Below are 11,666 nucleotides of genomic sequence, written 5' to 3' on the forward strand. Positions count from 1 at the left end.
TGTCCACTGTTATCCTATTGCTCCTGATTACGGCTTGTCCGAAGAGAAGCCCACTTCTCCTCCAGCCACTTGTCAAAGCTGTCGCCCAGATTACCCTCGTATACGTCATATACATCGATACGCATCTTCTTGAGCTTCTCCTTGAACTCCTCATAAGTGTGATCCTTCGGCAAGCTTTTCTTGATCCGCACCAGGAGCTTCGTGATGCCCGGAATCAGATCTCCCGCTTCCCGCTTAGGGATTGACACCTGTTCCCCATGCGCCTGAAGCTGACGCTGAGCCGCTTCCTGCACCCGAAGCACAGGATCGTTCTTCAGAACTCCTCTCAGGACGGCGATGGCCTCAGGGTATTTTCCCAGTTCCTCCACAGCTTCCAGTCTGGCTCTCCAGTCCGAGGTGCGGTTAGCCGCCTTCTTCAGCTCAGTATAATTCTCGGGTAGTTCTTCGTAATGTTCTTCGTTATTCAAACGGATCAATCTCCTTTGTTCACGTGTTCTGTAAGTATCTATTATATAACGATTTATGGGCCTCTGGATACTTCAACTTCAGGATCACCCGAATTACGCCCCCACCATACATTCATGTCCGATTCTTTTGCATCCATTCCACCGTCCAATCGATCAGCGGTCTCTGTCTGAGCAGCCGCACCTCCGCATTCCCGACACGATGTACTGGAATATGATGCTCACGTTCATAATCCTGCCCGATTGTAAGGAAGTCAGCATCGTCTACAACCTGGGTGCTGTAGGTTACCCACTGCCTTGTTCCATCAACCATCACAGCACTGCTCTCCTCCGCAAATGTTTTGGAGGGGAAATCGGCCCGGGTCTCTGCCAGGTGCAGGGAAGTGTTCTTGTCATAACCAACTCCGATCAGCAGCACGAACCCGTCCAGTTCGTACAATTTATCCACGGGGGAGTTCTCTCCAAAAATATTACTTAAATCGTGCTCCTCTGTAAGGTAATCCGCATGCCTTCCTACGGCAGCCACTGATCTGGCCGGATGTGAGCTTCTTCTTGCCCCAGGCCACTTTCTGAATATTTCGGCAACCACGCCCATGCCGATGGCCGGTGTGATTTCCTTGTCATAGGCCGGCCAATGCTCGCGAATAACCGGCCACCAATCCTTAGGCACATCTCCGTGCACACCTGTGGACGGATCGAGATTTTTCCACGTCTGAGACGGCATCATGAGTGTCCCTTCCTCCCCGACAATGTCCAGCAGCGCCCGGATTAACGTCTCCGCTCCGCCAACAACGAATCCGAGACTGCTGAGCGATGTATGAACAAATATCACCTGTCCTCGGCTCACTCCGCAGGCTCTGAACTGCTGAACCAAATCTTCCCTGGTCAAAATTAATCCTGTGTCCTTGTTCTTCATAACTCATCTTCCTCCTTGATAAATAAAATAAAAACAACCCCGCAATAATAATGCGGGGTTGTTGTCTCAAGAAACAAACATGGCCCTTAAATTGATAGCTCAATCTAAGTCATATTCAAATAACATAAGGTGTATGCTTCCCATCATACAAGGAGCCTTCTAAAATTTCAATAACATAAATCCAGAACGGAGAGCTGGTTATGGAGTGTTTTTCCGGAGAAATTCCTCCATGTATTCCACCGACAAAGGTGGGCTGTAATAGTACCCCTGACCAATTCTGCAGCCATTTCGGATCAGGAAGTTCTCCTGCTCCTGCTTCTCAATCCCCTCGGCAATCACCGTAAAGTGAAGATTAATCCCCATATCAATAATCGTTTTGACAATGGCGCCTTGATTAGAGTGGTAAATAATATCGTCCACAAAAGACTTATCGATCTTGATGCGGTCAATCGGCAGATGCTTCAGCACACTGAGCGAGGAATAACCCATTCCGAAATCGTCGATCGAGAGCCGAACTCCGAGAACTCTTAATAATCTCAGAATAAGGGTCGATTTTTCTATATTCTGCACAATGCTCTCTGTAATCTCAAGCTCCAGATATTTTGGATTGAGGCCTGTCTCGGTCAGCACATCACATACCGAATCGACAAAGTGCTCATTCTCCATTTGTCTGACCGATATATTGACGGCAACCGGCAGCGGTAGAAGGCCCGCATCCTGCCACGCCTTGTTCTGAAGAACTGCTGTACGCATCACCCATTGACCTAAGGGCACAATAAGCCCGGTCTCCTCAGCCAGCGGGATGAACTCCAGCGGAGAGATGATCCCGTACCGGGGATGCTTCCAGCGTAGAAGGGCCTCCATCCCAATCGGCTGCCCTGTAGCCAGCTCCACTTGAGGCTGGTAGTGAATGATCATTTCATCCTGCTCCAGCGCCCGGCGGAGTGCATTCTCCAGCTCCATCTTGCGGCTCGACAAGCCGATTAAATCGGATGAATAGAACTGATAGTTGTTCTTGCCGCGCTCCTTGGCAAGGTACATGGCGGTATCCGCATGTTTGATCAAGGTCTCCTCATCCACACCATCTGTTGGATAAATGCTGATCCCTATACTTGCGGTAACAAAGTATTCCTCATGATCCACGATGATCGGACTCGCTAAGGCATCCAGCAGCCGCTTGGCAACCGCACTTGCTTTACTCTTGTCCGTATCCTCCAGCAAAATAATGAACTCATCGCCACCCTGCCGGGAGACCATTCCGTCTCCTTGGACCGCTTGCTCGAGCCGCTTGGCTACCTTCTGCAGCAGCAAATCACCGACCATATGCCCCTTCGTGTCGTTAATGATCTTGAACCGGTCCAGGTCAAGGAACAGAACAGCCACCATCCGGTTCTGTGCCTGACCCAGAATCGTATTCAGATGCTCCCTGAGTTTATACCGGTTGGGAAGCTCTGTTAAAGCATCGTAATAAGCCATGAATTCAACCATCTTCTCCGACTCTTTACGCAGGGTAATATCACTTCCCATAACCTGAACTGCAAACCTGCCCTCGAAATGGATCGGTCTGGCCGACATTTCCACATGAATGCTCTTCCCATCCATCCGGTTAACCTCGAACTCTACCGTTTTGAGGCTTTCATAATTGTGCACCCTCTTCTGTTCAATCGTTCTAATCTCCTCCAGAACCATTGCCGGGAATATCTTCTCAATCGGCTGGCCGATTAATCCCGAAGGGCAGTTCTCTCCAACCAGGCTGCAGCCAGCTTTGTTAATATAATCAATTCGTCCGCGGCTGATCACTGCAATAAGATTCGGTGACATTTCAACCAAACTCTGATAGCGGTCTTCACTTTCTTTCCGGTCCGTGATATCGAAAATAACGCTTGAGAAGCTCACCATATTTCCTCTCGGCCCCATCTTCGGGATTCCGCGGTCCTGAATCCAGCGGACTTCCCCGTCCGGCCGCACAATCCGATATATGCTCGTCACGGTCTCTCCATTAGCAATCCGCTGAACCCGATCCGATATGATCGGCATATCCTCGAGTACAATTACCTTTTTCCAATGATCTTTATCTTGGTAAAAAGCCTCTAGCGGGTACCCGTACAAACGCTCGATTCCCGGAGTAATCAGCAAGGTATCTGTCTCCAAATCGTGGGACCAGATGGCCACGTCCAGGGTTTCAAAAATGTCTGAGAGCTTCTGGCTATTCACCGTCAGCTCTTTCTTGGTCCGGCCCATCTCCCTCCAGATGGAGAAAATCACATAAATCGTAACGGCCAGCACAGACGTAGGCAGAACAACATCTATCGTCTTGTTGATCGGGTCAAACAGGATATCTACGGATGATCCCATAATAATGAGAATAATTAGAATCAAAACACCCTTATTATGAAGCAATTTATCTAGTATTTTCACGCTGCTGTCCTCTCCCTGCTGCAAATAAGTCTCTAGATAAAATGAACTTATGAAGGTTACCCTTAAGGGGCGCTGCGATGCCGAGTGTTCTTTAAGGCCGCTGTTGTCTCCGAAATGCTTGAATTAGATATCAAAGTAGGGGCATTTCGGTGACAAAGGCGGACGCTCCGCTTCTCCAGAATCACTCGGCCTCTCCGCTCAGTTCAGTTAATTCTAAAGTTCAGTTTATATAGATGATATATCGGTAAGGGAGCACTCACTTTTCATCCATAAAATTTGGATCTATCGTATAGGGACCTTCACCTTAGGGATGATACCCATGCGCGTAATGTTCGGTGAAAATAAAGTATTCATTACTCTGCTTTGGAAAATAGACTGTCACTTCCAACAGCTTATTCATGCATTCATAAAGCTCCTTCGTATTTGCAGATATACATAATGATCCACCGGTTTCAAATTCGAGTAGCTCCCCAAGTACATTCATCCTCCCTATGTACAAGTGCGATTCCGTGTGCAACAACAAAAAAAGCCTGGCCACTCCGTCCAGGCTTCGTTTTGACCCCATTTTTGAAAATCGGCCTCTATCTCATTACGGATTCAAGTCTGCAGGATAAAACCCTAGCTTTTTTATTGTATTCATATAAATTACCAATTCGTCAGTATTCATAATACTTTTTATATTCATTAAAGATTTCAAGCAACTTGAGATTACGGCTTTCCGCGGATTCTCAGACATTGCTTCATTCTGCACAAATTGTAACAAATCAAGAGCGTGCTGCTTATTATCGTTATTCGCAGGAAGTTTCTCAATCAATTTTTTTAAATTCCCAGTACTTAACATGAGGTCATTATAAGGGAAATCCACTTGTCCTATGCTAAGTAAAGACTGTTCAAAATCTTCAATATTAAAAAGCCGTATACGCTTATGTTTGAGTAATGGAAGTACTTCATCGACTAGATTAAAACAATAATTGCAAATATCAATCATGGGTTTGGGTTGGATTTGAACATTATTTATTTCATTGGCATTATGCAGAATCCCCGTTAAAAAAATTGTAGCATCCGCAATATAATCCAGGTATTCCGGATAAATCTGCTTCATCCTTGTGAAGAACCAATAGGCCCATTGTTGCCTAATCTGTTTTAAGAAAGCAATAATTTCATTATCATTGGAAACTAAAGCATCCATGAGCAATGCATCGACTTTTTTTTCTATGCGATAGTTCATCATAACTTCTAACTGACGAATAAAGATATCTTTGTTCGTTTCATCCTGTCCGACTAAAAGTTGATCACGATCCACATACATTTTTTCTTCGGAATAGACAAGTACATCCCTAAATAGTTCTCCTTTGGTTTGAAAGTGTTTATAAAAAGTTCCTCTTGAAATATTTGTCTGGTCAAGAATGTCCTGGATTGATGTGGCATGATAACCTTGTTCAATAAAAAGACGAAGAGCCGTAATTAATATATCGGATTTTTTCACCTGCACCATTATCATCCTTTCTGTTAACATTATACACCACATACTCTCTGTTCAAATATATACCATAAGTATATTTGGTGATTGATTTTTTTCACATTCAAGTATAATATAGACCCAGTGAACTCAAAGTACATTTTTATACTCAATGTATATGCAGAGAGGGGTTTATTATTTGCGCAGTAAGTATAGAAAGAAGTTTGTTGATATTTATTCATTTTGAATGCTTATTTACTTGGCACCCTGAACAATACAAGAAGATCATAGGAGGAAACCAACATGGAGAAAGAACTGTCTCTTCCAACGTTTAAGCGGAATGTACTTGTGGTCGTTATGCTTGCAGGTGCATTTGTTACCATGTTAAATCAGACGTTACTCAATACTGCTCTGCCACAAATCATGAAGGATCTATCCATTTCCGCTAATACAGCTCAGTGGTTAACGACCGGGTTCATGCTTGTCACCGGGGTGTTGATTCCGGTTTCAGCTTTTCTAATAGAAAAATTTTCGACAAGAAGACTATTTATTACGGCCATGTGCCTGTTTGCGTTGGGGACATTGCTGGCTGCTGTTGCACCAAACTTTCCTGTTTTAATATTCGGCAGAATTCTACAGGCGGTAAGTGACGGGCTCATGCTCCCGTTAATGCAAACGATCTTTTTAATGATTTTTCCAGTTAAGCAACGTGGATCAGCAATGGGTATGGTTGGGCTGGTGATGGCTTTTGCTCCTGCAATTGGACCAACACTTTCCGGTTGGGTTGTTGGCAACTTTTCATGGCGGGCACTCTTTTATATGATTCTCCCAATTGCTGTACTTATCATCATTTTTGCTTCGTTTATGCTTGAAAATGTTACGAAAGTGACCCATCCGAAAATTGATATCATGTCCATTATTTTGTCATCCCTTGGATTTGGAGGATTGTTGTACGGCTTCAGCAGCGCAGGTAATCATACCTGGAACAGTTCAGAAGTGGTCATTGCTTTGATTGTCGGTACGGTCGCAATTGGCTTGTTTGTTTGGCGGCAACTGGCTGTTGAAAAACCGATGCTTGAGTTCAGGGTGCTAAAAAACTGGACCTTCTTATTGACCTTATTCATCGGTATGGTCGTTATGGTGACGATGATCGGCGTAGAGCTTTTTCTTCCGCTTTATGTACAAACAGCAAGAGGCTTTACACCTCTGGAATCGGGTCTGCTGCTGTTACCTGGTGCGATTGTGATGGGGGTTATGTCGCCGATTACCGGGAGAATCTTTGATAAGATAGGAGCACGACCATTGGCTCTTATCGGTTCGGTTATCTTAGTAGGTACGACGTTCTTGTTCAGTAATATGACCGCTTCAACGCCATACATCTATATGATGGTGATTTACGCCATACGAATGTTTGGAATTTCTCTTATGATGATGCCAGTCATGACAGCCGGATTAAACCAACTACCTGACCATTTGATTCCACATGGAACCGCAATGAGTAACACGTTGACGCAAGTGGCTGCTTCTGTTGGAGCAGCCTTGCTGGTTACGGTTATGACGAACAATACAACGGCTGCGGTTCAGCAACAACTTCCCAATCCAATGATTCATGGGGTCTCAGTTGCCTTTACATTCTCCACCGTTTTAGCATTCTTTACTTTAGCATTGTCATTCTTTATTAAACCGATGAAAATATCACAGAAAGAAGATACACAAGACGCAGGCAGTTCTTCTTCTGATAGTTAAAACGGGGCTGCGCACTGCCAAGCCTTATTTTGGCTCTAAGAGAAGGCATACATCATTTCAGAAAACTTGCTGAACCGCGAGTTCCAAGCGACACGTCCACGTGAGAAATGGGTTATGGAAGGAAGATTTCGGAAAGAAATAACCTTAGTTCGGTGGAGTACCGAACTAAGGTTATTTAGTGCTCTTATTATATCTGTCTACTTAACGAGGGGAACTTCACAGCGTGCTGCTTTTTTAATGATTCATGGTAATTGGTTAGCTGGCGATTCTTCCCCGCTCCAAAGCTCCGTTTACTGGCTGAAGTGCTGACCTTGCTCCAGATCCGCGATGAGTCCAGGATGTGTGGGCTCCCAGCCTACACGTTCCCGAGTCAGTGCGTTGGAGGACCTGTTGTCGGTCGTTATGAAGGGGCCGAGGAAACCGAAGTGGGCGTCTGCCTCCTCGCGGGAAATACTGACCGTCGGCACGTTCAAGCGGCGGCCGATGACCTCCGCGATGTCGCGTAGCGGCACCCCCTCTTCGCCGACCCCATGGAGGATCGATCCCGCCGGGGCGGACTCCAGTGCTAAGCGGAACAGCCGCGCCGCATCGAGGCGGTGGACGGCCGGCCAATGAATCGACCCGTCTCCGACGTAGGCAGAAACGCCCTTCTCGCGGGCAAGGCCAATGAGGAACGTGGCGAACCCGGCCAACGCCTCGTTGTGCACGCAAGCGGAGAGGCGAACGATCGAGGACCGTACTCCGCGTCCAGCCAGTGCAAGCGCCACGTTCTCTGCGGCGCCCCGAGGTTCGTTATCGGTGACCGTATCCTGCTCCGTCCCGACCTGACCGGACGGGAGCGCGAAGGAGAGCGCCGCGGTTCCAGAGGTGATCACGAACGGCTTGCCGGTCCCCTCGAGCTCGGCACCTATGGCCTTAACGGCTTGCAAATCTGTCGCGATCCCGCCGGCATAGTCTGAGAAATCATGGACGAAGGCCAGATGAATCACGCCGTCCGCAGCAGCTGCGCCTTCACGCAGGCTGTCGAGATCATCGAGCGCGCCGCGATGAACCTGGGCTCCGGCCGTCGTCAATGCGGCGGCAGATTGGTCCGAGCGGGCGAGGCCCAGCACCTGATGTCCGGCATCAAGCAGCTCGCGGACCACCGCCTTTCCAATGAAACCTGTTGCACCTGTAACAAAAACTCGCATCTTCAATTCCTCCTTCATGTGGATACCCCCATTATAGGGTCCCCGCCGTCTGACAAGTTGCCTGTTTCGCCCGACTTCTTGCCTGTTTCGCCGGAATAAGAAATACCCCCAGCCTGCGGCTGCGGGGGAAGAGCGGGTGATTAGCCGATTCGAGTCATGCCTCGAACGGTTCCTGTTGACGCAGGCGGGCGATGTCTCGGCCGGGCGGGCTGCCGAAGAAGCGGCTGTAGTCCCGGCTGAATTGGGAAGCGCTGGCGTACCCGACCAGCTGACAGGAGGCCGCCGCATCCAGGTGGCTCACGGCCATCAAACGTCTCGCTTCCTGAAGGCGCAGCGTCTTTTGGTACTGCAGCGGGCTCATCGCTGTAACGGCTTTGAAATGCTCGCGGAACCTCGATACGCTCATATGGACCAGTCCGGCCAGATCTTCGACCTTTATGGCTTCCGCGAAGTTGCAGCGCAGCCATTCGATGGCCCTGGACACGCGCTGCACCCCCGAGTCGGCGAAGCCCATCTCCGCAACGTAAACCCCAATTGGGCTGCGCAGCAGCCGGATCAACAGCTCCTCCATCGCAAGCGGCGCGAGCCACTCGGCATCGTCGGGATTCCCTAGACAATTTATCAATCTGATCATTGCACTTACGAAGTCCAGATCGGCTTCAAACCCATAACCTGCGCTGCGTTGCCGAATGGGCGGCAGCCCCCGAGGAAACATCTTCAAGGCCAGCTCGCCGATTCTCTTCGGATCGAGATTCAATCCTGCCTTGAGAAAAGGCTCGGAAGGACTGCCTTGCAGAATCCGTAACGTGAGGGGAAGGGCAACGGGGAGCATGAAGATGCGTGGCTTGGCGAATACGTAGACTTCCTGCCCGACTGTAAAGGAGATCGCCCCCTGTGCCACAATGCCAAATGAGGGCGTGTAGAACGTTCTTGAGTCGGTACTTGTTGTAGAGAAGCGCACAAGCGTCAAGTCGGGAATGCGCTGTCGAAAAATTCCGTCATGAGGGGTGTAGGTATCGATCAGACGAGCCAATCGGGCCGTTTCTGTTTCAAGACCTTTTTTGTTTCGGGACTCCGTTGGAAGCGAATGCGTCTCCTGCATGCTCATACACTCATATACATCTCCTTGCTATGTTTATTTCCAGCTTGTATCGTACTCCCTTAGCTACAACCATAGGATACCCTATGAACTGGCAGATTCGAGAGAATTCTCTTTCCAGCCTTCTTCGTAAAGATAGGTGGCTCTATATCTATCGTACACTTGGTCTGCTTCGTCCCAGACCTGAATAACCGCTTCAGCCTGATTGTCCTCAGTATGAAGTTCAACCACTTTTGATTTATCCCAATTCAGGGTATCCACCCCTTCGAATGGAGCTACTCCCATCTTTCCATTCACTTCGGCCATTAATCCACTCTCGATATGATCACGAATCATAGTCTCCGCATACCGCTTCGTTACAGCCTTCGATAGATAGTTCAATATCTTCTCCTTGGTGTCATAAGGTGTGCACATATACATAATATCGAATTGACCATTCTCAGCTGAAGGGACAGCGATTTTCGGTTCATTATTCTTGTTACAGTCCCATGCGGAGCTGGACACAAATATATCATTGCGGAGTTTTTCTGCTTTTCTTCGAATTTGGAGTATATCTGAAGCTCTCAGCTTCTCAATTTGAGGTGCCTTTTGGTCTGGTTTTGCTTCTCCTTCTCCTTCTGATAGATCATTTCCAGTTGTACTTCGAGGTACTGTCATACGGACACTTTCTTGTGACCTGCTGTCCGTTCCTGCTCCCTGCTTTTGACCTGAGCTACAGGCTGTTAAAATAACTGCTGCAATAACAAACAACAATACAGCTTTTCTCATGATGCTCCATATCCCTTCTTACTCTATGTATGTTTCTTCGCCCTGAATATAGATTCACTCGGCTTGTAATTAGTTCGGGATGTGAAGGTAGATTCCTGCTCGGGAGCAGCATACTGAAATAGGCGAATTGATAGTGTCACACCCCTGACCCTATTTCGCCTTATTAATATGAACCGGGAAACGGAGGGGAATAGCGATGGCCCGGGGCGTATCAGCAAAAGGGGGCTGCCAGTCATAGGCAGCCCCTCCTATTATTTTGTACTTGGCACCCAGCCCGCCAATATTTTGTACTTGCATATAACCCGCCAATTTACAAGCCGACTTGTCAGGTTCCCACATCTTCCTTCGGTTCCCGCTTGAACCCAAAACCAATCAACGCGAACACCAGGAACACCGCACCCAGGAAATAAAACAAGCTGTGAATCGACACATACTGAATTCCATACCCGCCAAATACGGGGCCAAGCACACTTCCGACGCTGTAGTGAACCGAGGCAATAACACCCGCCGCAGGCAGAATGGTCTTCGGTACAATGTCGGCGGCGTAAGACATGCCTAGCGAGTAGAACGAACCTACCACACCGCCCGCCAGGGCGAACAAAAGGAACAGCAGCGGAATAAAGGCTCCTGCGGCCGGGATGAGCAGGAACAAAGCGGCTCCCGTGAATCCACAGATCATCAGCACCTTTTTCCGGCCAATCCGGTCACTCCAGACCCCTAGAGGAAGCTGCAGGATAATGCTGCCCAGCCCAAAAGTCAGCAGCAGCAGGGAGATCCATTCCTTGCCGAGCGCAATTCGGAGCCCGTAAAGCGGGAAGCTGCTGTTCATCGAAGCCTCCATGACACCATACAGCAGCGGCGGGATCAGCGCGAACCATGCCAGCTTGTAAGAGCGGACGAAGCGGTTCTCCGCATTCTCGCCCGGGCTGGCTTGCTCCGGCATCTCATTCGGAATCCGGAGCATCAGCAGGAGAATGACCGCGTATAATCCTCCCGAGATCAAGAACGGTGCCGCTTCCCCGAAAGGAAGCAGATTAATGCCCAGCGGGCCGATGCTAAAGCCAATCCCATAGGCCATCCCGTACAGGGAGAAGAAGCGTCCCCGCTTATCCGCTGGACTGCTGCTGAGAATCCACTGCTGGGTGGCGAAGTGCAGCGAGCTGTCCCCCACGCCGACGAGCAGCCTCAGCACAAACCACAGGTACAGCGAAGAATTTACCGGGAACAGCAGGGAGCAGCCGGTCACCAGAATAAGCCCTGTTACAATTACTTTTTTATAACCGAACCGGACCACCGGTTTCTCCACAAAAAACATCGTACAGAAAATTCCGATATATAAAGCGGCCGCATTCATACCGTTGAGATCCGATGACACGCCGTGACGCTCCAGCAGGATGGAAAGCAGCGGCAGAAGCAGCCCCTGGCTTGCACCCGATACAATCACGACAAGCAGCAGAATCACCAGCCGGTATTTGGACGACACGAGACGGGGAATAGAGATGGATGACGCCACAAAATCAACTCCTTTGCTGCAAAATCGGTTAAACGCTGCAAACAACCCGTAAGCAAATCTTATGGATACGGGCACATTTATATAGTTTACCTG

Annotated in this window: 9 protein-coding genes; 1 reads left to right on the plus strand and 8 read right to left on the minus strand. The window is 48.6% G+C overall.

The genetic code is table 11. The features are described from left to right. Window positions 1-14 precede the first annotated feature (14 nt). From KJS63_RS15590 to KJS63_RS15605, 4 genes are all read right to left on the minus strand, one after another. Window positions 15-467 carry a HEAT repeat domain-containing protein gene (locus KJS63_RS15590; RefSeq protein ID WP_213619931.1) on the minus strand — a complete coding sequence of 151 codons (453 nt, stop codon included), beginning with the start codon at window positions 465-467 and terminating at the stop codon, window positions 15-17. Between the two features lie 112 nt (window positions 468-579). Next, the gene (locus tag KJS63_RS15595; protein WP_213619932.1) at window positions 580-1,380 is read right to left on the minus strand and encodes an AAC(3) family N-acetyltransferase; all 801 of its coding nucleotides are present in this window, start codon (window positions 1,378-1,380) and stop codon (window positions 580-582) included. 198 nt (window positions 1,381-1,578) lie between these two features. Beyond that, a complete protein-coding gene (locus KJS63_RS15600) occupies window positions 1,579-3,798 on the minus strand; it encodes a sensor domain-containing protein (RefSeq protein ID WP_213619933.1) in 2,220 nt (739 codons plus the stop codon). Between the two features lie 589 nt (window positions 3,799-4,387). Beyond that, entirely contained in the window at window positions 4,388-5,284 is an 897-nt protein-coding gene (locus KJS63_RS15605) for a TetR/AcrR family transcriptional regulator (protein ID WP_213619934.1), read from the minus strand. Between the two features lie 276 nt (window positions 5,285-5,560). Between KJS63_RS15605 and KJS63_RS15610 the strand changes: the two genes are divergently transcribed. After that, the gene (locus KJS63_RS15610) at window positions 5,561-7,003 is read left to right on the plus strand and encodes a DHA2 family efflux MFS transporter permease subunit (protein ID WP_213619935.1); all 1,443 of its coding nucleotides are present in this window, start codon (window positions 5,561-5,563) and stop codon (window positions 7,001-7,003) included. Window positions 7,004-7,293: 290 nt separating this feature from the next. On the opposite strand, the gene KJS63_RS15615 is transcribed toward KJS63_RS15610, so the two are convergent. From KJS63_RS15615 to KJS63_RS15630, 4 genes are all read right to left on the minus strand, one after another. Then, window positions 7,294-8,193, minus strand: a complete 900-nt coding sequence (locus tag KJS63_RS15615) for an SDR family oxidoreductase (RefSeq protein WP_213620085.1) — start codon at window positions 8,191-8,193, stop codon at window positions 7,294-7,296. 154 nt (window positions 8,194-8,347) lie between these two features. Continuing rightward, window positions 8,348-9,301, minus strand: coding sequence for an AraC family transcriptional regulator (locus KJS63_RS15620; protein ID WP_213619936.1), 954 nt, complete (start codon window positions 9,299-9,301; stop codon window positions 8,348-8,350). A 75-nt stretch (window positions 9,302-9,376) separates the two neighbouring features. Continuing rightward, window positions 9,377-10,060, minus strand: a complete 684-nt coding sequence (locus KJS63_RS15625) for an IseA DL-endopeptidase inhibitor family protein (RefSeq protein WP_213619937.1) — start codon at window positions 10,058-10,060, stop codon at window positions 9,377-9,379. A 325-nt stretch (window positions 10,061-10,385) separates the two neighbouring features. Beyond that, the gene (locus KJS63_RS15630) at window positions 10,386-11,573 is read right to left on the minus strand and encodes an MFS transporter (RefSeq protein WP_213619938.1); all 1,188 of its coding nucleotides are present in this window, start codon (window positions 11,571-11,573) and stop codon (window positions 10,386-10,388) included. Window positions 11,574-11,666 lie beyond the last annotated feature (93 nt).

Source organism: Paenibacillus sp. J22TS3 (genome assembly GCF_018403205.1).
Lineage (GTDB): Bacteria > Bacillota > Bacilli > Paenibacillales > Paenibacillaceae > Fontibacillus > Fontibacillus tuaregi.

Bases quoted from the DNA above. Each gene is read 5' to 3' on its own strand.
- KJS63_RS15595 (WP_213619932.1), bottom strand. From the start codon at position 1,380: ATGAAGAACAAGGACACAGGATTAATTTTGACCAGGGAAGATTTGGTT.
- KJS63_RS15610 (WP_213619935.1), top strand. From the start codon at position 5,561: ATGGAGAAAGAACTGTCTCTTCCAACGTTTAAGCGGAATGTACTTGTG.
- KJS63_RS15615 (WP_213620085.1), bottom strand. From the start codon at position 8,193: ATGCGAGTTTTTGTTACAGGTGCAACAGGTTTCATTGGAAAGGCGGTG.
- KJS63_RS15620 (WP_213619936.1), bottom strand. From the start codon at position 9,301: ATGAGCATGCAGGAGACGCATTCGCTTCCAACGGAGTCCCGAAACAAA.
- KJS63_RS15625 (WP_213619937.1), bottom strand. From the start codon at position 10,060: ATGAGAAAAGCTGTATTGTTGTTTGTTATTGCAGCAGTTATTTTAACA.